This is a genomic window from Parapedobacter koreensis, from assembly GCF_900109365.1.
GTDB classification, from domain to species: Bacteria; Bacteroidota; Bacteroidia; order Sphingobacteriales; family Sphingobacteriaceae; genus Parapedobacter; species Parapedobacter koreensis.
The window spans coordinates 1-23,802 of the sequence record NZ_FNZR01000014.1; the positions used below are offsets into that span (position 1 = coordinate 1).

Sequence of the window (23,802 nt, forward strand, 5' to 3'; positions counted from 1 at the left end):
TTGAGTCTTTAAGCTCGTAGAGGAAATTCTTTTATATCTCTCTTTAGTACAGAGAGTGGTTTGTTTTGTGTTTTTAATTTATAGAGGAAATATACTAATATTTATAGCAACAAAGCAAATTTATTTTTACTTTTTTGCCTGTAAGGCATACATTGATATCAGTTGACATTTCTGTTGTTATTTTATTTTCAATATATTTTGAAAATACAGAAACTTCAATTACATTTGTCCTATCAAAAAATAAATCGTTATGGACTTACAAGCATCCAAACAGCAATTCATCGATACCTGGGGTGCCTTAGGCACTGAATGGGGCATCAACAAATCAGTTGCACAAGTACAAGCCTTACTGCTGGCTTCCACCAATCCATTGTCCACGGATGAAATCATGGACATGCTCAAGATATCACGTGGCAACGCCAATATGAGCCTTCGTCAATTAGTGGACTACGGTATTATCTACAAGAAGGTAATCGCGGGCGACCGTAAGGAGTATTTTGTAGCAGAAAAAGACATTTTCAAATGGGCAATGAAAATTGCTTCGATGCGCAAACAACGGGAAATAGACCCTGTCATGGGGGTACTAGCCGACATCCGCAAAGCAACTGAAGCTGATCGATCCGACGACGGGAAGGATTTCTACGAGGTGGTTTCGGGTATTCAATCATTCGTTGACCAATTGAGCAAAATTGCAGATAAGCTTATTCAATCCAACCGTAGCGAGTTGTTGCTTAAATTACTGAAAGCCCTCATATGACAGCTATGAACCATAATATCCTCGCTTATTTCATCTACGGCCTTGTAACCAGTTACATTATTATCAGCGTAGGTAGGTTTTGTCATCGAAATGGACGGGTATTTATCCTTCGCCTATTTCAAGGCAACGCATCGCTCGCAGATACGACCAACAACCTACTTTTAGTAGCCTATTGTTTGTTTAATATAGGCTATGCTATTATCCAATTTAGCTTTTGGCAACCGGTAGCTAATATGAACGTGTTGCTGTATTCCATTGCAGAGAAGACTGGTTTACTCGTGCTTATTCTGGCCGTCACGCATTATTTTAACATTGCGCTCATTTATTGGTTGTCCAAACGTTTCATACACGCACATATTCAAACAAAAACCCCATAGTCATGGAAAATCTTATCATCATTGCTTACATTATCTATTTGCCTTTGGCCATTGCACTCACGTTATATGTGGCACATACGTTATTCAAAAACAGTATCGTCTATATGGAAGATATCTTTGCCGGAAGAAAAGAAGTGGCAATGGCTACCAATAGCCTCTTTAAGATTGGCTTTTACCTGCTTAATGTCGGATTTGCATTGTACATCCTTAAGATTGGGTACACCCTGCTCTCTGCACAGGAAATTATCGAAGTGCTTTCCCTCAAACTTGGTGGGTTCAGTATTTACTTAGGCCTGACGCTTTTCCTCAACATGTACCTGTTTTTCCGAGGCAAACGTGTAGCTAAGCAACGTAGGCTTAATGCCGACACGCCTGTACACTAAACCAATCAGCCACGGTACATGTCCAATGCGATAATCTCCTTCTTGTACGCAGGCGGGAGTATCGCATTTTTCAGTAGTGATTTGATCCGGATTACCCGGCTCCATTTGTACAAATTCAACATGATGAGCGCAAAAGGGCTGTTTCCAAGATCCAGCAGTTCATTTACTTTCGCGGGAACCAGCAGCGCTTGGGCTAGTTTTAAAACCAGGTACCTCAACCAACCCAAATGCCCCCTGTATTGGCGATAAAGATCCTTGGTAAAATCGCCATTCAACAAGTTTTCGTGCAGCGCTGCCGCCCGCATGAGCGACCATTGCTGATAGTCCGCAGGCAAATCGCCGATTTCCATACGCGATCCCACACGCCGAAAAACGTTGAACACCTCTTCCTTTTCCTCCAGGCTCAATTTCCTTTCCAGTAGCTCATAAGACCGTATGGAATAATCGATCAGCATGAATAAAACATCACGATAAGCCCAATCGGGGATACTTTTCCCCCGTTGTTGTTCCACCCCTTTATGGATAGCCGAAATCTTGTCGATGGCATGCATTGCCCCATCATCGGTGGCAAACACAATCTGGCGTGCATAAGAAACCGTGGAAAACAACCGCTTGAGCGGATCAGCAGGAAGACGCCCCGTAAAGTAAAGCCAATCCACAGCTTTGTTCAAAGCAAATTCCGCAGCCGCTCCCGCAAAGACCAATAGGATCACATCCCCATTTCCCCAGATCCGGCGGACGATTGACTCCTTACCCACAAAATACGCCATATGCACTAAAATATTTCTTCCAATTCTTGCAAATTTACAATTTCTATTTAACTTTGAAAAAAAAAGTACTTTCTACAATGAAAGAAGAAAAGGATTACATCCGAGACCTTGCCGAGATACGTTCCATGATGGAGCGTACCTCCAAATTTCTGTCGCTATCGGGTTGGGCGGGTATCATGGCCGGTTGCTATGCGCTCATCGGAGCTTATATCGCACACCAATTCCACGATTTCAATCCTGGGCAGCTGGACTACGATGCCACGGTATCCGGAAAGGGGTACGCCTCGATATCGGGTGTCCTCGTCTTGGCCGTGTCAATACTCATTTTGGCCATAGGCACGGCTATTTTCCTTTCTTACAAGAAAGCCAATAAACGAGGAGAAAAAGCCTGGAACGCCACATCCAAAAGGCTGCTGGCCAGTATGTCCGTACCGCTTGTCTCCGGTGGGGTGCTCATCCTTGTGCTGATCGCCAACGGGTTGATAGGCCTCATCGCGCCGCTTACACTCCTGTTTTATGGCCTGGCCCTGTATAATGCCAGCAGATTCACCTACGCAGAAGTGCGGACATTGGGGCTTATCGAGATCGGCCTCGGCCTCATCAGTGCATACTTCATCGGCTACGGCCTGCTGTTCTGGGCGCTGGGCTTCGGGCTATTGCATATTATTTACGGCATTTATCTCCATTACAAGTACGAGCGGTGAAAATACAAATTGATGGTTTACATAAAGCCTTTGAAAGCAGGATCCGGCTGGGCATCATGTCAGCACTTGCGGTCAATGATATGCTCGACTTCAATTCATTGAAAGAATTCCTTGATTTGACCGATGGCAACTTGGCGAGCCACATCAAAGCCTTGGAGAAAGAAGCGTTTATCGGCATAAAAAAATCATTCATCGGCAAAAAGCCGAATACCCAATACTTTATGACCGAAGAAGGGAAAAATGCCTTTGACGACCACCTGAAAGCCTTGGAAAAATTAATCAACACGCATAAATAACAACATCATGATCATGCATAGGCCTTTTTTTTCGCCAAATACTTTGAATTACAAAGTTCTTTTAATAAAATAATTCACAACAGCTAAAAATCAGTTAAACAACAATCAAAGCAACATCATGAAGGACAAAATTCTTATCCATATCAATGACCCCAAACAACTTGAGAAGTTGTACCGGGCAGACAAATCAGGTTTTAAGCGGGCGTTCACGTCGCTGTATCCGGAGCTCGAAGACCGCATCCTTGCCGACTATTGGAATGAGCGGCTAAATTATGTCGACGGGGATATTTCCTGGGGCAGCAGCAAAGATCTTATCACCGTGCTCATTGCCGTCGTGCTTGCGGGATTGCTTGCAAAACTACCCGCCTTCCTGCCGGTAGACGAAGCGTTTTTTTACACGCGAAACACGGGCTTCATTGTTTTTCCACTGCTGTCGGCTTACTTTGCCTGGAAGAATAGGCTGTCACCCAAAAAAATGCTATTTCCTGCCGGTATCATGCTTGTGGGCCTGCTCGTCATCAACTTTCTTCCCAATGAAAAGGAAAGCGACACCTTACTGCTATCGTGCCTTCATCTTCCGTTTGTGCTATGGTCGATGTTGGGTATCGTTTTCGTTGGCAAGGTGGGAAATGACAGCGAAAAGCGGCTTGGCTTTTTGACGTACAACGGGGATCTGCTCGTCATGATGGCCCTCATCCTATTGTCTGGTGCAATCCTAAGCAGTCTTACCGTTGGGCTTTTCTCGTTGATTGGTTTTAACATTGGTGAATTCTATTTTAAAAATGTGGGAATTGTCGGGCTTGCAGCCGCGCCCCTTGTAGGCACTTACCTTACCCGGACCAATCCACAGCTCGTAGGCAAGGTTTCTCCGGTGATTGCCAAAATATTCAGCCCATTGGTGCTGGTCATGCTTATCGTTTACCTCATAGCAACGGCCTATTCGGGCAAAGATCCGTACAACGACCGCGAATTCCTGCTGATTTTCAATGCATTGTTAGTCGGTGTCATGGCCCTCATCTTTTTCGCTATCGCCGAAACAACCAAGGCAACCAAAAGCCGGGCAGCGATCTGGATCCTTTTCCTCTTGGCCGTGGTCACCATCATCGCGAATAGTATTGCGCTATCTGCCATTTCATTCCGGATTTCGGAATGGGGAATCACCCCCAACAGGGCGGCGGTACTGGGTGCCAATGCATTGATTTTAGTCAATCTCCTGCTTGTAACCATACAACTCTTCAGGGTGTTGTTTAAAAAAGCAGATACCAGCGCGGTCGGCAAAGTCATTGCATTCTATCTGCCCGTCTATTGCCTTTGGGCAATGATTGTGACCTTTCTATTTCCACTATTATTCGGTTTTGCCTAATGGAATTTTTTTAAAAAATATTTTGCTTAGTGTACAAAATACACTACCTTTGTAGCTTCATAATTTAGGTTTATAATTGGTTAGTTAAAAAAGTCTCCATCCTCCCCGTTTGGAGACTTTTTTTATGTTCAGCCCACATCGCAGATTGTTATCGCTTGTTTCAAGGAAGCCAATGGATCCGGCCGCTTGGGAATAAATTCTTGGGCTACGTGTCCCTTAAACCCCGTTTCTACAATCGCCTTCATAATAGCCGGATAGTTGAGTTCCTGCGTCTCATCAATTTCATTCCGGCCGGGCACGCCCCCGGTGTGGTAATGCGCAATGTAAGGGCTGTATTTCCGGATGGTAGCAATTACGTCGCCTTCCATGATCTGCATGTGGTAGATATCATAAAGCAGCTTAAAGCGTTCGGATCCCATTTCATCACATACCGCCACGCCCCAGGCCGTATGATCGCATTGGTAATCGGGGTGATCCACCTTGCTGTTCAGCAGCTCCATCACCAAGGTGACGCCGTGCTTTTCCGCCGTATCCATCAACCGTTTCAAGCCGCTGGCACAATTCCTGATGCCCTGCTCATCATCCAGCCCGTTGCGGTTGCCCGAAAAGCAGATAAGTTGATCATAACCGGCGGCGGCAACCTTGGGAATCATCGTTTCATAGTTCGCTACCAGTTCATCGTGGAGCCTGGGGTCGTTGAACCCTTCCGTAATGCCCTTACCGGCCCCATGCGGCAAAGCAGCATGCAGGCCATATTGCTCCAGCACCGGCCATTCATCCGGCCCCACCAAGTCAATACCCGATATACCCATGTCCTTCGCTGCTTGGCAGAGATCTGCCAACGGGATGGACGGATAACACCACCGACAAACCGAATGATTGATTTTACCTTGCAACGCAAAGGGGAGGGCTGTTTCGGCAGCGGATATGCGGTGAAACATGCTGTTGGCCAGCATTGCGGTTCCGGAGGCAGCGACGGCTTTCAAAGCACTTCTTCTTGACCAAATTTGAGGTGTGGGTTTCATTGGTTCATTATTTTGCGATGTGTCAAACTTACTAAAAGCCGCTCGGATATGCAATTGTCGCTCACGAATCACCCGCTGCCGGCCACGTCAAAAAAAATTTATATTTTTTTTGCATAGTGTAAAAAATACACTATCTTTGTAGCATCATAATTTAGGTTTATAATTGGTTAGTAAAGGTTTCCATTCTCCCCGTTTGGAAACCTTTCGTTTTTTAGTCCCTGCCTGAATATTATCGACGCCTCCTGCGGATCAATATCATCACGCCGATGGAAGCGATCAGTGCGGGCACCACGGCAATAAGCAAGATCTGCTGTTGCTTGATCTGCGTGCGGCCTACCGTGATGGTGCGGTCGGTCGCCCGTTCGGTATTGGGACTATAGGGATATTCGCCATCAGAAAACCACCGGAATAGCCGCCCGATGACAAAACTGGCATTTTGTACACCATACCGCTGGGCGATTTCCCGATTTCCCATGAAATCGGCATCGCCTGACAGGATGATGCGCTGCTCGCGCTTACCTACCCGACGGTACAACGCGGCCAACAGCAGGTGCTGCGCACGGGCATCCTGTGTGGAATCAAACACCACGGGCTCATTGGCGAGATCAAACGGGCCAAGTTTCCGCCACGAAGCGGGGCGGCTGGTCAGCAGCGGCACCACCGTAAAATGTGTGCTATCGACCACTTCCAACGGCGCCGCTCCGGGCATGCCTACCGTTGCCCCTTCAAAAAAGCCGAACCCAAGGCTATCCGCCTGCGGTGCAAACTGGGCTTCAATTCTATCCAGTTCGTTATAAGCGCTCTCCTGCAATACCGTACCTTCCCCCAGCCGCATGCCCAGCATCTCAGCAATGGGATTGATTAGGTGCTGCTTGCCGGGTTCTCCAGCAAGCAGCAGATTACCGCCCCCGGCAATGTATGCAGCTATCTTAGTGAGTTCCGTAGCACCATAAGCCTCCAGGGGGTCAGCGATGATGAGTGCGCCAAGGGTGGCCGGTATGGCAGCTACCTGCCGAAGGTCTACCACATGGGGTTCGAAACCTTGGTTGATAAGCGAAGCACGGACAGCGCGCCCCTTAGCCACCAGTTGATAAGCACCATCCGCCGCCTTATCCAAGCTGCGTTCCTGATGGCCCGTAAGCACCCATACGGGGGTGGGACCGTCCAGTAGCCGTTTGACGGCGGCCATTACTTCCGCCTCGCCGGGGTACTGGAAAAGGTCGTCATACATCCGGAGCGGGGTGTACCTGCCGTCATATTCCAGCATGCGCACAAAGGTATTGCCTTCGTCAGACAAATCGATACGCCTCCGGATTTGCGCGGGTGACAATACCCTATCAAAATCAAAGCCCCGTACACCTGCCACTTCGCGAGCCTGCTCCTTTAAGGTACGCGTAGTATCCAGTCCGTACGGTACGGAGTCGTAATAGGTGATGTAATCCAACTGCATGTGCGGGAGAAAGCGCTGTAAGCGTTCAAAACGGCGCTGGTCGCTAATCCGGTTGCTGGGCTCGCCAAATGCCACATTCCGATCAAGCAAGTTGGTATAGGTGGTGAGCTTTACGGGCTTTTCCAGTCGCTGGAGCAGCTGCTGGGATTTCGTGCTGAACGTTTGGTCTTGTATGCGCGTGGTATCCCAATACCCGATGAACGGCGAGCGCGAACTGCAATAGGCAATGCCCACCAACAGTGCCGATAGGGATACATGGACGGTCATACGGCGATACCAAGGGCGATGCTGCCGGCTATGGGATAGCTTCACGATCGTCAGGCTAAGGAAATAGGCGACCAAAGCGACCAAATAAAGCACGTCCCTGCTGGTCACGAGCCCATTGATAAGCCCCTCCACCTTACCGGAGAGCGACAGCCAATAGGCCATATCGCGCAGCACATCAGTACCTTGCCAGAGGCTACCCACATGATTAAAAGCCGCCAATACGGCCAATGTGCCCACGGCCGCCACCAGTGGATAGCCTGTAAGGCTCGATAGCAGCAGCCCAATGGCCGAATATACGCACAACAACACGTAAAGCGCCATGATACCCGCCAGCACAAAGCGCACATCCAGTGCCTGCACCGACCAGCAGGCCGCCGGCAAGTACAGCAGCACGACACCGCAGAGCAATAGTCCATATACCGCCATTGCGGCAAACTTGCCCAGCACAACCTGCACCGAAGTGACCGGCGACGATTGAAGCAGCTTTATCGATCCACTGGCGATTTCACGGCTGAGCAGGCCCATCGTCAGCAACGGCACGTAGAGGTACAAGTAGGTAGATACCTGTGTGAGCAGCCCCTCCTCGCCCGCAAATAAAACCCGCGTGAGCACATTCAGCGGCCGCCCCAGTTGCTGGGCCGTTTCTTGCGCATAGAGTATACCGGTATAGGTGATCCCTCCCTGCACGGCAAAAACCACCAGCAACAACCAGGCAATGGGCGAATAAAACAATACCGCCAGCTCTAACCGCGCTATCCGACCGATCTTCCGCATATCAGTGATCCTGAGCAGCCTGCTTTGACAATTGATAAAAGATACCGTCAAGCGATGTTTTCTCCAGGTAGAGTTCCGTCAGTCCCCATCCCGCCGCCACCGCCCGTGCGATGAATGCCGCCGTGATGTCCGATCCACCCACAAAGCGGCAACGGAAGCGATGGGGATCTACCTGCTCAATGGCGATGATGTCGGGGATGCGCAACGCTTCCAGCGTAGCGGGCGGATGGGCGAGCACCGCAATAAAGCTATTCGGGGCCACATGGTTATCGAATGCCGATAGCGTATCATCAAAGACTATCCGCCCGCGTTCGATCATGGCGATGCGGTCGCACGTCGCCTGTACTTCGGACAGAATGTGCGTCGATAGGATGACGGCCCGTTCTTCGGCCAACTGCCGGATAAGCTTGCGCACCTCTTGAATCTGGTTGGGATCCAAGCCATTGGCCGGCTCATCGAGCACCACCAATTTAGGGCTGTGGATGATGGCCTGCGCGATGCCTACCCGCTGCTGATAGCCTCCGGATAGGTTGGCAAGCAACCGGCGGCCATGCGCCGCAAGGCCACATTGCGCCTTCACGGCCTCCACCGCTCGCCCTATCGCAGCCTTCGGAACATCCCGCAGGGAGGCACAATAGCGCAGGTACTCGTCTACGGTAAGCTCCGGGTACAGCGGTGCCTTCTGCGGAAGAAACCCGAGGCACCGCTTCGCTTCCACGGGATGTTTCCGCAGGTCAATGCCGTCGATGTAAACCTCGCCCTCCGTTTGATTGATCACCCCACAGAGGATGTTCATGGTCGTAGACTTGCCCGCCCCGTTGGAACCGAGCAAGCCCAGCACGCCACGTGCGGGGATGGCCAGGTTGATGTCGCGGATGGCCCACTCACGGGCATACCGGTGCGACAAGTGTTCCAGCAGGGCAATGGCCGCAGCTACAGGCTTCTTGGATGTACTCATTTTCTCCTCCTTCTGATGATGATAAGCGTGCCCCCCAAGGCCAGCACAGATGGCAGTAGTACCCCTGTCAGGACACGAGCCCCCGCAAACTGTGCCTTATCGTACCGAATACGGTTGTCTATCGGGGCAGGCCGCCGGGTATCCGGCGGGTATTCGCCATGGCTAAACCAACGCAGCAATTGGGTACCCAGCTCAGCGTTGCCCGTCCGGACGTTGTACCGTGACCATTCACCCTTACTCAGGAAATCGGCATCACCCGTGACGACTATACGCTGTTCTTTACCCGGCAGCTGCCTCACGGTGGCCACTGCAACGATCGCACGTTGCTTCCGGTCGACAGCCGGATCAAACACGACCCGTCCCGTTTTCAGGTCAAACGAGGCCGTCCTGTTCCAGGTGTATCGCCCGTCGGTCTCCAATACGGGCGCGGTAACAAACCCGGCCGTATCGCGGTACACAAGGCCCACCGCACCGGGCATGGTAATGACGGTATCACCAGGCACAGAAAACCCCAAGCCACTGATGCCGCCGCTGAATCGGGCCTGTATGAGATCCGGCTCATAGTCCTTGCTTTCCTGCAAGAGCTTACCCGGAGCAAACCGCACCCCAAAAGGCTCACTGATCGTATTTAATATAGCCTGGCGGCCAGGTTCTCCCGCCAGCAACAGGTTGCCCCCTAACGCGATATAGCGTTGGATATTGGCCAGCTGCTCGCCAGTATAAGGCACCAGCGGATCGGCCAGGATAAGCACATCCAAGCTGTCAGGATGCAGCCGTGGGCTATCGGCCTCAAGGGTTGTCACCTCAGCCCCCTGATTGATCCAGGCCCTGCGGGTATTCAGTGCCGTCATAAGCGGCGGGTAGTCTTTATCGCCATCGCGGTAAGGGCTGCGTTCGGCATGGCCCGTAAGCATTCCCACGGTCAATGGTTTGTCCAGCAATCGCTTGACGGCGGCGATCACTTCGGCTTCCCCCGGATACGCCTCGATATCATGAAACATTCGCAATGGCGTAGTCTTGCCCCGGTACGTCAGCAGCCGCACAAATTGGTTGCGCTCTGCCGATAGGTCCACCCGCTGGCGGATGGCGGATGGTGGCAGTACGTCAGCCATATCAAATCCATAAGCCGTCGCCCGGCGGAGCGCTTGCTCCCGGAGGGGTATATTCGGATCCAGGCGAGTATCCGTGGTGTCGTAGAAATACACGTAATCCCGTTCCAACTGGGGCAGGTACCGTCGGATTTGTTCCAAGTTGGATTGGTCAAAGTTGCGGAACCGCGGCGACCCGATGTGGGCAAGGTTGCCCAAGAGATTGACATAGGTGGTGAGCTGTACCCGCTCGTCCACGCGGGCGATGATTTCTTTGCTCCGCTGGGTAAATGACTGGGTAGCATAGCGGGTAGCGTCTGCATAATACTGCATACCAGGCCGGGAGCTGGCATATCCCAGTCCCACCACGACCAGCAGCAGCAAGCCATAGCGTATTACCTGCACCCACGCAGCACGCCATGCCCGATCCGCATCCAGCTTCATGCTGGTGAGCGTGATAAACAGGCTGATCACCAGCAGGAAATAACAGACGTCCTTGCTGCTGATGAGCCCCTTGAGGAAATAGCCCGTGCGGCCCCGCATGGAAAACCAGTACGTGATGTCCCGCACCACGTCGACGCCGCTGCCCACCTCACCCACATAGTTGAGCCCAGCCAGTACAGCGAGCGTCCCGATGGCCGCTACGGCTTGGTACCGGGTAAGGCTCGAGACGTACAGCCCAATGGCCGCATAGGCGGCCAGCAACAGGTATAAGCCAAGAAGGGCTGCGGCAAGATACCCCCTATCAAGGTGCGGAATAGCCATACCCGCCACGCCGATGGGAGCCAGCAAAAGGACGACGAAGAGTAGCCCGAAAACCAGCATGGCTACGTATTTACCAAAGACCAGTTGCCGCGTTGTCACGGGTGCCGACAGCAGTAGCTTGATGGAGCCGCTGTGCACTTCGCGGCTTACCAGCCCCATCGTGAGCAGCGGCATATACAGATACAGGTGTCTTTGCATCGTGGCAAATAAACCGCTGCTTCCACCAAAGACATCCTGCGTGAGCGAGGGCAGTTCACCGCCCAGTTGTTGGGAAAATATGCGCGCACCCAGCAGATCAGCAAACACCAGACCCGCCTGCACAGCAAAGACAACCAGCAACAGCCACGCCACCGGAGCGTAAAAGAACGTCTTCAGCTCCAACCCTGCTATCCGGTATACTTTACCCATGATGCGCAAAGCTATGAAATATCCTTGCGGATTATTGGCTCGCCTTTAAGTGATCCCAATTGATGAGGATATTCCACACCAGCGGGGCATCATGATGGTTTTGATAGCGGTGCAACGGATCGAACGTGAAGGCCAGCAGCCGCCCTTTGCCAACGGGCACGTCAAAGATTGCTCCTTCGCCAATGATCTCGTCTTCATTCCTGACCATGCCGGACAGCACATAGGGGTATTTCGACGCGTCAACGGCAGTAGCCGCCTCAATCGGTGTATTTTCCTGTGCGGGCAATCCCAGGATAGGCCCCCGGTAAGGCTCGTCCACTTTGGCCGTCTGTGCGCCGTATTGCAGCAATAGCATATCCTGCCGGTAGCGTTTTTCCACCGCAAGCACGGGGCCGTTGCCACGGAATACAGGGAACAGCTCCGGATACCCATAGAACACCGGATTGCCCCGTTGTTTTACCCGCGCCTGCACCACCGATCCCGGATGGAAAAGCCGCGAAGTAGGCTTCACCCCCAATTCACCACCGATACCCGTGCCAGCCACCATCATGGACGAATTATCCATGGTGACGATAATTCCGCCCTGCTCGGCAAATGCCTGCAAGTTGGCTACCCCCTCGAAGCCCGGCCCACCGGTGATGTCGTCCGTCGCATCCGGGAAACCATGGGCGGGGTATTCATCCGTCTTGGTATAGGGCATGGGGCCGTACTTCCTGTCAATCTCGTGGATAAAATCCGTAACGCCTCCACGCAACCTGGGCACCAGTATCACGTCAAACTGCTCCCGCAGGTTGCCGGCCTTGAGGTGATCCTTGTTGATGGACGTATAAGGGATACCCCGTTGCTCCAAAGTATAGCGCGTCCACCCTTCGTCCTGGGTATAAGCCCAGCTGTGGTATACCGCTACCCTTGGCAGGGTTACCGGGCGTTGCCTGGCTTCCACTTTTGACGCGGAGGCAACGAGATCCAAGCCGAAGGCAGTAGCTATCGCGGTAGCATCGTCGCTGGAGATGCCCTCGAATACAATAGAGCCCGCCGGAATACTATCCAGCCCCCCTGGCACCACCCGGTCTTCCTCAATGAGCGCCACACTGGCCGAAGGCCGTTGCTTTTGCAGCCAATACAGCGCAGCTAATACCGTGTTCTGTGCCTTATACGGAAGGTAATAATAAGCGCCGCTACCCACCACCTTCCCCCGGTGCACGACTTCCTTATCCAATAGCTGCAAATTTGCCCTTTCGTATTTCGGCTCAGCAAGCTCCTGCACATCAACGCCAAAGAGCAAGCCGAACGTCCATGCCACGTCATCGTACGGGGGGTGCTCCGCATCCTTGGGATACTGCTGTTTGGACAGCAGTGTCTTCGCAAAAGGGCCATAGGGCTGGTCCAGCAGCACCACATAATCACCGATGCCTTCCCCCTGCGTCACCTGGTGCACCTCGATACCCTGAATCAGCAGTTGATTTACAAGGTAAGCGGCCATAGCCGGATCGCGCTGCTTGGCCGGAATGGCAAATGCTTTGACGCTGCCCGTTTTTCCCTTTTCGACAGCCTTCACCCCTTTCTGGTAAAAATTTTCAAGCAGCGTAGCGCCGTTCGTTGCCGCATATTGCAGTGCGGCAATGGCACCAGCCTGCATGTAATTGATGTTGTTGCGGAAGGACCATAGTACTTTTTCGGTGGCCGGATCGGGACGGTACCATTCCCTGGCGGTAGCCGGTTTCCCGGCATAGCGGCCGTCAGCCAGATCGCGCAGGAACGTATTTGCCCCAGCATTGCCAAACGTCTCGTAGAAGCGGCCGATGCTGTTGTGGTTATTGGCCACCCAGCCGAGGTACTCCACATGCCACCCATCGAAGAATGCCCAGGTGAAGACACCGGGCAGCCCCTGTGCCGATAGCTGTGTCATCTCGTGCTGCGCCAGCAGCTGCCATTCGTTTACCGTCACCGGATCAGTGTCCGGATTATACGGCCCCGTGCCGGTAGAGATGTACAACAGCGGTACGGACTCGTGCAAATCGAGGAATACCGTGGGATACCATTCAAAATACGCCCGGATGGCCGCCTTGCTCAGCTCCTGCGTCACCTGTATCCCGTCGCGGTTGTTGTCATGCACCACGTATTTCCCCCAATAGGGCGGTCTTGCGGGCATACCATCATCCCAATCGGTGCGCTGCTTGGAATAACGGTAATACCAGTCGCGCATTTTGTCCCACCCATCCGGCTCTGATACCGGATTGATCACCGTGATGACCCGCTCGCGCACCGCGGCAATCGCCTGGGAAGTATCGGTAGCCAGCCGATAGGCCAGCTCCATGAGCATCTCCGGCGATCCGGTCTCCGGCGAGTGCAACCCACCATTCAGGTAATACACCGGCTTGGCCTTGCCGATGATGGCCATTGCTTCTTCACGGGTGATTTTCCGCGGATCGGCCAGTTGAGCCAGCCGTGCCTTATAAGCGGCCAATTGCTGGATGGTCTGCTCATCGGCAATGACGATGAGGTGCATATCGCGCCCCTCCTCGGAAACGCCGAGGCGGGTCATCTCCACCCGTGGCGAGTGGTCTGCCAATGCCTTGAAATATCCGTAGATTTCCGTGGTATTGTGCATGATGCCCGGTGCGCCAATGATTTCGCCGAAGTGATCAAGCGGCGACGGTGCAGCAGGATCATCCACGAGATCCAATACCGATGAGGGGAGGAAACGGGCGTCCGTGGTATAAGCGCGTATTTTTTCATTGTAAGCCCTATCGATGGGCTGGCCTATCGCCAAGCCTCCCGAACAGCATATAGCGGCTGCCAGCAGCCACCTAACTGCACCATTACGACTAATTCTATTCATGGTATAATAGCGCTTTTATTTTTTGTCTAAATGGTTCCAATTGATGACCGCATTCCACACCAGCGGGGCATCATGGTGATTCAAGTACCGATGCAGCGGATCAAACGTAAATCCTACCACACGGCCTTTTCCCACCGGCACATTGAACACCGCACCTTCTCCCTGGATAGGTTCTTCATTGCGCACCATGCCGGAGATGACATAGGGATGATCCTTGGCAGCGTAGTTTTTCGGTGCCACTGCCTTTTCCTGCTCGGGCATTCCCAAAATCGGGCCCGAATACGGGATGTCCGCCTTAGCGGTAGGCACACCATATTGGAGCACCAGCATATCGCGGTCTTTCTTTTCTACCTGCAGCAGCGGCCCGTTGCCCCTGAAGATGGGGAATAATTCGGGGTAGCCATACAGAATGGGGCTGGAAGCAATCCGCGCACGCGTCTGCACGATGGAGCCTGGGTGCAGCATACTGCCTGCGGGCTTCTCGCTTAGCCCCTCGGCAATGCCCACCTCGGCCAGCATCAATGTCGAATTGTCCATGGTGATGAGTGTGCCGCCGTTGTCTACAAACGTGTGCAAGTTGGCCACCCCATCGAATCCAGGGCCGCCGGTCATGTCATCCGTCGCATCGGGATAGCCATGCGAGGGGTATTCCTTTGTCTTGGTATACGGCATCGGGCCAAACTTCTTATCCACATCGTGGATGAAATCCTTGCCCGAGCCCCGTAGGCGGGGCACCAGGATCACATCGAAGCGATCATTCAGTTTGCCTTGTTTAAGATCAGCTTTATCGATGGAAGTATAGGGAATTCCCCGTTGTTCAAGCGTGAAGCGTGTCCACCCTTCATCCTGCGTGTTTGACCAGGTGTGAAATACGGCGATACGCGGCAAGGTCACCGGATGTCTGGCAGCGGTGATGGCGGTCCCGGTGGCCAGCAAATCCAAGCCAAATGCAGCCGCGAGTTCATTCGCCCGCGAAGCACCCAGGCCGCTGAAAACCACGCTGCCCCGGCCAAGGGTATCGGCACCCGATACCACCTCAGCATCCAGCACCTCGAAACTCACCTTCCCATCGTTTTCCTTGAGCCAGTAGAGGCTCGGCAGCACGGTTTGTTGCGCTTTGTAGGGAATGACATAGGTCGACCCATTGCCGCGCACACTTCCTTTATACACGGTATCTTCCGTCAGGAGCTTAAGCACGTTGTCCGGATAGCGGCTCACATCGTTGGCCTCCTGCACATCCACGCCATACAGCAACCCAAACGTCCACGCGATATCATCGTATGGCGGAAACTCAGCATCTTTCGGAAATTGTTGCTTGGTGAGCAAGGATACCGCCAGGTTGCGATAAGGTTGGTCCAGTTTGACCACGTAATCCCCCTGGTTTGCGCCGGATGCCGCCTCATGCACTTCGATAGCCTGCGCCCGGAGCTGGTTTACCAAGTAAGCCGCCATGAAAGGATCCCGCTGCTTCTTCGGAATGATGAACGCCTTTAGCGTATCGGTTTTCCCCTTTTCGATGGCTTTCACGCCTTTCTTGTAGAAATTCTCAAGCAGTGTCTTACTATTTATCGAGGCAAACCGAAGTCCGGCCAACACACCAGCCTGCATGTAGTTGACATTGTTGCGCAATGACCACACGACCTTTGCCGTCGCCGGATCCGGCCGGTACCACTCGCGGCTGGTCGCCGGTTTGCCGGCGTAGTTGCCGCCGATATCCCGCAGGAAGGTATTTGACCCGGCATTGCCAAACGTTTCATAAAAGCGGCCGATGCTATTGTGATTGTTGGCTATCCAGAAGAGGTATCCCGGATACCATCCATCATAGAAGCCCCAGGTAAACACCCCCGGGAGGCCCTGTGCGGCCAGCTGCGTCATCTCGTATTGTGCCAGCAGCGACCATTCATTGATGGTGGTCGGGTCGAGATCCGAATTATACGGCCCTGTGCCCACCGAGATGTAGAGCAGGGGCACCGATTCATGCAAATCAAGCAGCACGGTAGGATGCCACTCATAATACACCCGGTAAGCCGCCTTGGTAAGCTCCTGAGATACCTGAAGCCCGTCGCGGTTGTTGTCGTGCACGGTATATTTCCCCCAATAGGGAGGCCGGGTGGGCATACCATCATCCCAATCGGTGCGGGCCTTGGTATAGCGGTTGTACCAGTCGGTCTGCTTATCCCATCCATCGGGTTCGGATACCGGGTTTATGATGGTGATCACCCCCTCGCGGATATCCTTGATGGATGCAGCGGTATCGGTAGCCAGGCGATAGGCCAGCTCCATGAGCATATGGGGCGAACCCGTTTCGGGGGAATGCAAGCCGCCATTGAGGAAATAGATTGGCTTGGCCTGCCCGATGATGGTGGCCGCTTCCGCCGGTGAAAGTTTGCGCGGATCGGCCAGCTTGGCAAGCTGCGCTTTGTAATGGTCGAGGTTGTTCATGGTCTGCTCATCCGCAATCACAATCAACTGTATCGGGCGGCCTTCCTCCGTGGTGCCTACCTGGGTCATGCTTACCCGATCCGATGTCTCCGCCAACTTACTGAAATAGCCGTAGATCTGCGTCGTATTGTACATAATGCCCGGTGCGCCTACGATCTCGCCAAAGTGCTTCAGCGGTGATGGTACGTTCGGGTCGGTTAGCAGGTTGAGCACCGATGACGGCAAAAACCGATCATCCGTAGTGTATTCCTTAATTTTTTGGTTGTAAACTTCATCGATTTGCTGTGCATAACCTGCGGCGTGCACCAGCAATACACCAGAAGCCAATAGGGTCAATGATCTCTTCATAATGAATTGGAAATTTGGTGAGCCAATATACAAATTATATCGGCTTTTACGCGTCGGACAAGCTTATTCATCGGATTTGATTTTTTCATCATTTTGCAGGTTATCATGAAAACTTGATGGCGATAAGTGGCAACCATTGAACACATTACTTCAAAGCACCAATTTTATTAAAATTTTTAAAGTGAGGAATTTTAGAAAAAAATGAAAAAAAATTTTGAATAGTGTAAAGAATACACTACCTTTGTTGCATCATAATTTAGGTTTATAATTGGTTAGTAAAGGTTTCCATTCTCCCCGTTTGGAAACCTTTCGTTTTTTAAGGCAATCCGCTCGTCCACTTCTATTCACTTCTTGGCTTTCCCCAGCAGCAGGCGGCCCTGCGAAGCCCAGCCACCCACGAATGCATCATCAATGCCATCCCCATCCAGATCACCGATGGTAATGTTCCAATTGCGTCCTACGACGGATTCCGGAATGACTTCTGCGGTCACATCCGTAAAATACCCCTTTCCATCATTCCGGTAGGCCCGCAGTTGCTCTTCCCCAAAACCCGGCACCGCGAGGGCGCTCAGCAACAAATCCAGGTGGCCATCGTGGTCGAAATCAACCTCCCGGGCCGAATAGGTAGAAAATTTATGTTCGGGCATGCGCTGTTCCGTTTCGTCCGAGAAGCGTCCCTGGCCGTCGTTGATGAGTATCCGCGCGCGGGGATTCTTATCCCATACACCGCCGTTGCTGGTGATATTGGCAAATACGATATCCAGGTCGCCATCCCCATCGACATCAAAGACCAGTGCTTCACGGGTTTCCAACGGCTCAGGCAGGTCCAGGTTTTCTGCCCGTTCGGTGAATACCCCTTTCCCGTCATTAAACAGCAGCCGGTTGGGCGGAATTTCATTGCCCACCACCATGTCAAGGAAGCCATCGCCATTCAGGTCGGCCAGCTTGATGCTCTGCGTGGCATCATTCACCTGCGGGAGGTTTTCCGCCGTGCGATCGATGAAATACCCCGGCCGCTCCGGATCATTTACCCAAAGGAAATCCTGGCCCTCCGCCCCCGAGTTGCCCACCACGATATCCGGCAAGCCGTCGCCATCCACATCACCGACATCCAGCCCATTGCCCTCGCTCATGCCCAAGAGCCGATCGCTCACATCGCGGAATGTCGCATCGCCATTGCCCAGGTAATATTCAGGCGTCTGGTCGTCTTCAGCCACAAAGACGACATCGAGGATTCCATCCCCATCAAAATCAGCGGCACGGACGTGTTCGGTATCGTGCTTGGCCGCTTTGAATACGCCTTTCTTCCAAGTAAGCTTGCCGCTACCATCATTGAGGTAGAGCCTGTTTTCGTCGGCCTCAAGTGCCGCGATGACATCCAAATCCCCATCCCCATCGACATCAACGAAGGCGACTTCCAGGATATGGGCCTCCGGATCGGACGGCACGTGGGTAGCGGTGACATCGTGATAGTAGCTCGTCATCGCATTGGGCGGTGTGCAAGACGAGAAAGCGCCCATGCCGCCCACAAAAAAAAGGAACGACAGCCGGAGAAAGGGGCGTGGTTTTTTCAAGGTTAAGTGCATTGTGTTTGTTTTTTTTCATGCAAGTTAATCTATTTTTCTTGCCATGGCAAAAAAAGTGAATGAGCACGAACGCCCTGTACCAAACATAATCGCGCCAGCGGAGTTAAGTATTGATAGAAATTTTCACTATTTTTGAAGAAAGAAGGGTACCATGCTATCAAGTTCATTTTTCCAACAGCCTACCTTACATGACGTAGGCCGGTACATCCGGCTCAAGGGCAGCATCAGCATTGTCCTTCTTTTTTCCGCGTTGGGCCTTGTTGCCCAAGAAAACAAGTTTGACAAAAAAGTAACTGTAGAAAGATTACCGGTACCCAAAGAAAAAAAGCAGCTTTTCTACCTACAACGCGACCCGGATGAAAACACCATCATCTACCAGCTCAATATGGAAGACAGCGTGGTGAATGCCGATGATCCGGTAAATGTCTACTGGATTCGCTATACCGAAGGCGGCGTGCGCAAAGACCTCAATTTCGTGCAGCGCACGATGGCATACGGCATTGATCACAAAGCACTTGGCGATGGTGCCTTCGAATTGCGCCTTGCTGCGTACAAAAACCTTCCACTGCGGCTTTCGTATTGCGACAAGAGCAAAGCATATGTTGTATACGCCACTATCAACAGCCGGGAGGCTATCCTGGACCGCATCTTCGTGCGCATCGACGGGGGCAGCATGTTTAAGCCGGACATCGCCTACTTTGAGCTCAGCGGGCGCGATACCGCCACCATGGCCAAAGTGTCCGAGCGGATCAAACCATGAGGTTTGTACGCTTCACATGGGCGCGCTAAATAAAAATACACGAAGGATTTCCCTTTTCTGATCTAAATCTGTTTATTTGCACTTTTTATTTAGATTACTTCAATACTAACAAACCCAACGACAATTGGCAACCTTCCATGGCTAGTGCAAACCGAAGTACCTGGCAAAAAACCAGGAAGCTATTTAATGACATCCATCTTTGGTTGGGCCTGTCCAGTGGCCTCATCATCTTTGTAGTCTGCCTTTCCGGCACCATTTATGTCTTCAACACCGAACTCACCGAATGGGGTACACCCCATCTTTATCGTGTAGCGCCCCCAGTGGGTGCCGAGCGGAAGAGCCCCGATGCCTTCTTGCAACACGTGGAAGCCCATTCCGGCGGGGCCGTTAGCTCCGTAAACGTGCCCAGCGATCCGAAAAGAAGCTACACGTATACGGTAAGAACAGCCGGCGACAACAGCCGCTTTGGCACCGCATACCTCGTAAACCCATACACCGGCGAACTCCTCGGATCGTCCACCGAAAAAAATGCCGTCAAGGATTTTATGAGCACGATGTTCAGCCTGCACCGCTGGCTATTGCTGGACAAGATCGAGCAGCCCCTCATTGAGGGCCTGGAAAACCGGCAGCTGGGCAGCATGATCAGCGGCTGGGCCACCATTATCTTCACGCTGGGATGCATTACCGGCCTGGTCATCTGGTTTCCGCCGAAGGTAAAAAACTGGAAGCAGGGGCTCAAAATAAAGATGGGCCGCAGTTGGAAGCGTACCAACCACGATTTGCACAATTCATTGGCCTTTTACGCGCTGGCGTTGCTTTTGGTAATGGGCATCACGGGGCCACAGTGGTCTTTTCCCTGGTACCGCACCGGATTGCAAAAGACGCTGGGCACCTATAAGCCCGAGGCCGGGCCACAGGGCAACACGCCGGGGCCACAGGGCAACACGCCGGGGCCACAGCCGCACGGTGCGATGGCGCATGGCCACGGTGCTCCAGACAGGGCGCTCCATGCGGCGACCGCAGATACGGCGCAACAAGCCCCTTCACTCGCCCTATCCGCGCTAATAGCTTCGGCAGACACCCACCTGCCTTATCCCGGCGACTATGCCATCTCCCTGCCAGCAAGTCCTGGCGCTCCTGCCCAAATCACGAAGACGAAAATCGGCTTTTTTGCACCAGCTGCTGGTGATAAGGTTTCGTTGGATACCCGTACCGGTGCGCTCGTCTCGCTGGACATCTTTTCCCAGAAACCCTTTAATGAACGCATCGCAGGCTCCATCAAGGCGCTGCATGTTGGCAATGTATACGGTACCTTTTCGAAAATACTTTACTTCTTCGCGTGCCTGATTGCTACCACGTTGCCCGTGACGGGAACCCTAATCTGGATCAATAAAATGTGGAAAAAGCAGAAACGCCCCAGGAAAGCGCCCATTGCGCGGCAAGCCGTCGCTCAATAGATAATGGTAAACTTGAAATCCAGCGGCCGGAAATGCTGCAGCAGCTCATCAATAAACCGATCGCCATGCTTCACATACAGCAGGCCGAAGTTTTCCGACCGTTCCTGCAGTGATCCCCCCGGGAATAGCTTGTCCTTGATGCGATCCAACTGGATCAGCGCATCCTCGTGATTCCGCTTATCGGCTTTAAGTAGTTTCTTTTCGAGGTTATTGATAGCCTTTTTGAGCCTGGCCTTCACCGCATCCGTACTTGGCCCCAAGCTGGGGTCGATTTTATGCGCGCGCAGCCGCAGCCTGCTGAATATGGCATTGAGCTCCATCCATTCGTCATTGAGGTTGAGCCGGTGCTTGGTATGCCGCCTCACGTATTCCTTCTTCAGCTCTTCCGTGTCTTTAAAGATGCTCCGAAACGTCAGGTCCAGGCGAAGTACTTTCACCGCCATGTTGTCATCGGTCACCATTGCCGAATTGCGGGGAATCAAAATGGGGTAGTCTACCCCGTAATGCTGGAAACAAGCCTTCAATTGCAGCCAATATACGATCTCCGCCCCACCGCCAATGTAGGCGAGGTTTGGCAAAATCACTTCCTGATAGAGCGGACGCATCACGACATTCGGACTGAAGCGCTCGGGATGGCGGCGTATCTCGGCTTTCAGCTCGTCTTCGGTAAAATAGATACCCTGGTGGAGCACTTCGTAGCGCCCGTCGCCGAGCTTTACGATCCGCTCCCTGAACGTATCGGTAAGGTAAAAGAAGTTGATTTCGCGCGCGTGCACCTGGGTAGCGAAGCCCGCTTCTTCAAGCGCTTTCGAAGTCTGCATGATGGCATCATGGCTGTGCTCACCCAACATATCCTGCTCGATGAACGGCGCAAAACATCGCTTGAGCGAAGCATCGTCTGCATCCATGACGACCAGCCCATATGCGCCAAACAGTGCATTGACCACATAGCGGGTGGCAGCAGCAAGGTTATCGTGATGCAGGTAAGCTTCTTCCATTAAGTTGGCCAATTTGGAGGAATTGGCCGACAGGCCGAGGAAGCTTTGGTACTGGCGCACGGTATCCGCCATCCCGGCCGTTTTCATCCGGCCGGTAGCGCCCTGAGCTGGGGCATCCCAAGCGATTTTCTTACCGTGGAGCCGGGCATGGTTGATTTCGGCAAAGTCGTGGTCTTCGGTGGCCATCCAATATACCGGCACGAACGTGTATTCCGGAAAAGCCGCTTTGAGGTCGCGTGCCAGCTTAATGGTGGTGACGATTTTGAAGATGAAATACAGCGGGCCGGTAAAAATATTGAGCTGGTGCCCCGTGGTCACGGTGAAGGTATGCCCATCCCGCAGCGCCTCGATGTTGGCGGCCACTTCAGGCTGGCGATCCAGCAATTCGCCATATTGACCATGCAAGCTTTGCACCAGCAGGCCCCTATCGGTCTTTCCAGCCTTGGCCTGTACTTGCTGGGCAAATCCCGTGTTATCCGGCCGGTTGCCCGCAAACGGAGCAAGTGCAGGATCATTGTCCAAATAAGCCAACAGCGTTTTGGAAAAGCTGTTCGTATCGCGGTAGTCTATATAGGTCGCCTTCATTGGTAAGCAAAGATAGGGCTTGCCCGCAAAAGCGACGATTGATAACGATTATTTGACAATCGTTCCATATAAATCGAAGTCTTCCGCACGGTCTATGCGTACCTGCGCAAAGCGGCCCAACGCCAGGTAGTGGCCTTCAGTAGGGATGAGCACCTCATTATCCACCTCGGGCGAGTCGTACTCGGTACGGCCCACGAAGTGATCGCCTTCCACCTTATCGACCAATACCTTATACGTATTGCCCACCTTCGCCTGGTTGACGTCGTAGGAAATGCCCTGTTGGATTTCCATGATTTGCTCCACGCGGGCCGCCTTTTCCTCTTCGGGCACATCATCCACCAAGCTATAGGCATGGGTTTTTTCCTCATGCGAGTAGGTGAAGCAGCCCAGGCGGTCAAACCGCGTGTCGGCCACCCACTGTTGCAGTTCGTCGAAGTCCTGCTCGGTTTCGCCCGGGTATCCGCAGATAAGCGTGGTACGCAGTGCGATATCCGGCACGCGGTCGCGGATGGCATGGACGAGATCGATGGTCTTTTGCTTGCTGATGCCCCTGCGCATGGAGCGGAGCATATTATCGCTGATGTGCTGCAGCGGCATATCGAGGTAGTTGCAGATGTTGCTTCGCTCATTCATCACATCGAGGATATCCATGGGGAATCCCGAGGGATAGGCATATTGCAGCCGTATCCATTCGATGCCTTCTACGTCCGAAAGCCTGCGCAGCAAGTCGGCCAGGTTGCGCTGGCCATACAAGTCCAGCCCATAATACGTCAGGTCCTGGGCAATAAGGATGAGTTCTTTGGTGCCATTTTTGGCCAGGTGCTGCGCCTCCGCCACCAGGCTCTCCATCGGCTTGGACACGTGCTTGCCCCGCATGAGGGGGATGGCGCAGAATGAACACGGCCTGTTGCAGCCCTCGGCAATCTTGAAATAGGCAAAGTGCGCGGGTGTGGTGAGCATTCGCTCGCCCACCAGCTCATGCTTGTAGTCAGCCCCGATGGTGCCGAGCAGATCCTGCAGGTCATTGGTGCCGAAGTAAGCATCCACGTTGGGGATTTCGGCCTGCAATTCGGGTTTGTACCGCTCGGAGAGGCATCCCGTCACGATGACCTTCCCTACCCGGCCTTCGTCTTTGAGCGCGCTGTATTGCAAGATGGTATCAATGGACTCCTGCTTGGCATTGTCGATAAAACCGCAGGTATTGATGACCACGATATCATCCGCCCTGACATTGGCCGCCTCGTGCACCACCTCCATGCGGTTGCCCCGCAGCTGGCCCATCAGCACTTCGCTATCGTGTATATTCTTGGAGCACCCCAGGGTCACCACATTTACACGGGGAGCACGCCTTACGGGGGCCGGTTTGCTATGTTTCGTCTTCATCCGCTATACGCCTCGT

At 52.9% G+C, this 23,802-nt stretch carries 18 protein-coding genes; 8 read left to right on the forward strand and 10 right to left on the reverse strand.

Annotated features, from left to right (window positions below; translation table 11 throughout):
• The first annotated feature begins 250 nt into the window (after positions 1-250).
• Genes BMW65_RS22580 through BMW65_RS22590 form a run of 3 tightly spaced genes read left to right on the forward strand, consistent with a single transcriptional unit; the run spans position 251 to position 1,517 of the window.
• The gene (locus BMW65_RS22580; RefSeq protein ID WP_090609146.1) at positions 251-757 is read left to right on the forward strand and encodes a GbsR/MarR family transcriptional regulator; all 507 of its coding nucleotides are present in this window, start codon (positions 251-253) and stop codon (positions 755-757) included.
• 5 nt (positions 758-762) lie between these two features.
• Complete coding sequence (locus tag BMW65_RS22585) at positions 763-1,134, forward strand: hypothetical protein (protein WP_143053985.1); 372 nt, start codon at positions 763-765, stop codon at positions 1,132-1,134.
• 2 nt (positions 1,135-1,136) lie between these two features.
• The gene (locus tag BMW65_RS22590) at positions 1,137-1,517 is read left to right on the forward strand and encodes a hypothetical protein (RefSeq protein WP_090609149.1); all 381 of its coding nucleotides are present in this window, start codon (positions 1,137-1,139) and stop codon (positions 1,515-1,517) included.
• Between the two features lie 5 nt (positions 1,518-1,522).
• On the opposite strand, the gene BMW65_RS22595 is transcribed toward BMW65_RS22590, so the two are convergent.
• Positions 1,523-2,287 (reverse strand): oxygenase MpaB family protein, encoded by a 765-nt coding sequence (locus BMW65_RS22595; protein ID WP_090609151.1) that lies wholly within the window; start codon positions 2,285-2,287, stop codon positions 1,523-1,525.
• A gap of 77 nt (positions 2,288-2,364) precedes the next feature.
• Between BMW65_RS22595 and BMW65_RS22600 the strand changes: the two genes are divergently transcribed.
• The 3 genes from BMW65_RS22600 (at position 2,365) to BMW65_RS22610 (ending at position 4,650) form a co-directional block, all read left to right on the forward strand.
• Positions 2,365-2,991, forward strand: coding sequence for a hypothetical protein (locus tag BMW65_RS22600; protein WP_090609152.1), 627 nt, complete (start codon positions 2,365-2,367; stop codon positions 2,989-2,991).
• Positions 2,988-3,287 carry a winged helix-turn-helix domain-containing protein gene (locus BMW65_RS22605; RefSeq protein WP_090609154.1) on the forward strand — a complete coding sequence of 100 codons (300 nt, stop codon included), beginning with the start codon at positions 2,988-2,990 and terminating at the stop codon, positions 3,285-3,287. Before BMW65_RS22600 ends, BMW65_RS22605 begins: the two co-directional genes overlap by 4 nt.
• Before the next feature lie 118 nt (positions 3,288-3,405).
• Positions 3,406-4,650, forward strand: coding sequence for a hypothetical protein (locus BMW65_RS22610; protein WP_090609155.1), 1,245 nt, complete (start codon positions 3,406-3,408; stop codon positions 4,648-4,650).
• Positions 4,651-4,778: 128 nt separating this feature from the next.
• Here the strand turns inward: BMW65_RS22610 and BMW65_RS22615 are convergent, their stop codons facing one another.
• The 7 genes from BMW65_RS22615 to BMW65_RS22645 all read right to left on the reverse strand — a co-directional run bounded on the left by BMW65_RS22615 (position 4,779) and on the right by BMW65_RS22645 (position 18,591).
• Positions 4,779-5,675, reverse strand: a complete 897-nt coding sequence (locus BMW65_RS22615) for a hydroxypyruvate isomerase family protein (RefSeq protein WP_177181272.1) — start codon at positions 5,673-5,675, stop codon at positions 4,779-4,781.
• A gap of 229 nt (positions 5,676-5,904) precedes the next feature.
• Positions 5,905-8,166: a Gldg family protein gene (locus BMW65_RS22620; RefSeq protein WP_090609157.1), complete on the reverse strand. Its 2,262-nt coding sequence runs from the start codon at positions 8,164-8,166 to the stop codon at positions 5,905-5,907.
• Position 8,167: 1 nt separating this feature from the next.
• Positions 8,168-9,124 carry an ABC transporter ATP-binding protein gene (locus tag BMW65_RS22625; RefSeq protein ID WP_090609158.1) on the reverse strand — a complete coding sequence of 319 codons (957 nt, stop codon included), beginning with the start codon at positions 9,122-9,124 and terminating at the stop codon, positions 8,168-8,170.
• Positions 9,121-11,385, reverse strand: coding sequence for a Gldg family protein (locus tag BMW65_RS22630; protein WP_090609159.1), 2,265 nt, complete (start codon positions 11,383-11,385; stop codon positions 9,121-9,123). Before BMW65_RS22630 ends, BMW65_RS22625 begins: the two co-directional genes overlap by 4 nt.
• Before the next feature lie 31 nt (positions 11,386-11,416).
• A complete protein-coding gene (locus BMW65_RS22635; RefSeq protein ID WP_090609161.1) occupies positions 11,417-14,227 on the reverse strand; it encodes a M14 family zinc carboxypeptidase in 2,811 nt (936 codons plus the stop codon).
• 15 nt (positions 14,228-14,242) lie between these two features.
• Entirely contained in the window at positions 14,243-17,017 is a 2,775-nt protein-coding gene (locus tag BMW65_RS22640) for a M14 family zinc carboxypeptidase (RefSeq protein WP_090609162.1), read from the reverse strand.
• A gap of 344 nt (positions 17,018-17,361) precedes the next feature.
• Positions 17,362-18,591: an FG-GAP repeat domain-containing protein gene (locus BMW65_RS22645; protein ID WP_177181273.1), complete on the reverse strand. Its 1,230-nt coding sequence runs from the start codon at positions 18,589-18,591 to the stop codon at positions 17,362-17,364.
• A gap of 163 nt (positions 18,592-18,754) precedes the next feature.
• On the opposite strand from BMW65_RS22645, the gene BMW65_RS22650 reads away from it, so the two are divergent.
• Together BMW65_RS22650 and BMW65_RS22655 are read left to right on the forward strand one after the other, a co-directional pair.
• Positions 18,755-19,363: a DUF4833 domain-containing protein gene (locus tag BMW65_RS22650; protein WP_090609165.1), complete on the forward strand. Its 609-nt coding sequence runs from the start codon at positions 18,755-18,757 to the stop codon at positions 19,361-19,363.
• Between the two features lie 137 nt (positions 19,364-19,500).
• Entirely contained in the window at positions 19,501-20,820 is a 1,320-nt protein-coding gene (locus BMW65_RS22655) for a PepSY-associated TM helix domain-containing protein (RefSeq protein WP_090609167.1), read from the forward strand.
• On the opposite strand, the gene bshC is transcribed toward BMW65_RS22655, so the two are convergent.
• Both bshC and rimO read right to left on the reverse strand, forming a co-directional pair.
• A complete protein-coding gene (bshC, locus tag BMW65_RS22660; RefSeq protein WP_090609168.1) occupies positions 20,814-22,403 on the reverse strand; it encodes a bacillithiol biosynthesis cysteine-adding enzyme BshC in 1,590 nt (529 codons plus the stop codon). The two genes, BMW65_RS22655 and bshC, sit on opposite strands and share 7 nt — an antisense overlap.
• Before the next feature lie 48 nt (positions 22,404-22,451).
• Entirely contained in the window at positions 22,452-23,786 is a 1,335-nt protein-coding gene (gene rimO / locus BMW65_RS22665; protein ID WP_090609169.1) for a 30S ribosomal protein S12 methylthiotransferase RimO, read from the reverse strand.
• Positions 23,787-23,802 lie beyond the last annotated feature (16 nt).

Excerpts from the sequence above, each read along its gene's own strand:
- BMW65_RS22580 (WP_090609146.1), top strand. The coding sequence starts at position 251 with ATGGACTTACAAGCATCCAAACAGCAATTCATCGATACCTGGGGTGCC.
- BMW65_RS22585 (WP_143053985.1), top strand. The coding sequence starts at position 763 with ATGAACCATAATATCCTCGCTTATTTCATCTACGGCCTTGTAACCAGT.
- BMW65_RS22590 (WP_090609149.1), top strand. The coding sequence starts at position 1,137 with ATGGAAAATCTTATCATCATTGCTTACATTATCTATTTGCCTTTGGCC.
- BMW65_RS22595 (WP_090609151.1), bottom strand. The coding sequence starts at position 2,287 with ATGGCGTATTTTGTGGGTAAGGAGTCAATCGTCCGCCGGATCTGGGGA.
- BMW65_RS22600 (WP_090609152.1), top strand. The coding sequence starts at position 2,365 with ATGAAAGAAGAAAAGGATTACATCCGAGACCTTGCCGAGATACGTTCC.
- BMW65_RS22610 (WP_090609155.1), top strand. The coding sequence starts at position 3,406 with ATGAAGGACAAAATTCTTATCCATATCAATGACCCCAAACAACTTGAG.
- BMW65_RS22615 (WP_177181272.1), bottom strand. The coding sequence starts at position 5,675 with ATGAAACCCACACCTCAAATTTGGTCAAGAAGAAGTGCTTTGAAAGCC.
- BMW65_RS22620 (WP_090609157.1), bottom strand. The coding sequence starts at position 8,166 with ATGCGGAAGATCGGTCGGATAGCGCGGTTAGAGCTGGCGGTATTGTTT.
- BMW65_RS22625 (WP_090609158.1), bottom strand. The coding sequence starts at position 9,124 with ATGAGTACATCCAAGAAGCCTGTAGCTGCGGCCATTGCCCTGCTGGAA.
- BMW65_RS22630 (WP_090609159.1), bottom strand. The coding sequence starts at position 11,385 with ATGGGTAAAGTATACCGGATAGCAGGGTTGGAGCTGAAGACGTTCTTT.
- BMW65_RS22635 (WP_090609161.1), bottom strand. The coding sequence starts at position 14,227 with ATGAATAGAATTAGTCGTAATGGTGCAGTTAGGTGGCTGCTGGCAGCC.
- BMW65_RS22640 (WP_090609162.1), bottom strand. The coding sequence starts at position 17,017 with ATGAAGAGATCATTGACCCTATTGGCTTCTGGTGTATTGCTGGTGCAC.
- BMW65_RS22650 (WP_090609165.1), top strand. The coding sequence starts at position 18,755 with ATGCTATCAAGTTCATTTTTCCAACAGCCTACCTTACATGACGTAGGC.
- BMW65_RS22655 (WP_090609167.1), top strand. The coding sequence starts at position 19,501 with ATGGCTAGTGCAAACCGAAGTACCTGGCAAAAAACCAGGAAGCTATTT.
- bshC (WP_090609168.1), bottom strand. The coding sequence starts at position 22,403 with ATGAAGGCGACCTATATAGACTACCGCGATACGAACAGCTTTTCCAAA.
- rimO (WP_090609169.1), bottom strand. The coding sequence starts at position 23,786 with ATGAAGACGAAACATAGCAAACCGGCCCCCGTAAGGCGTGCTCCCCGT.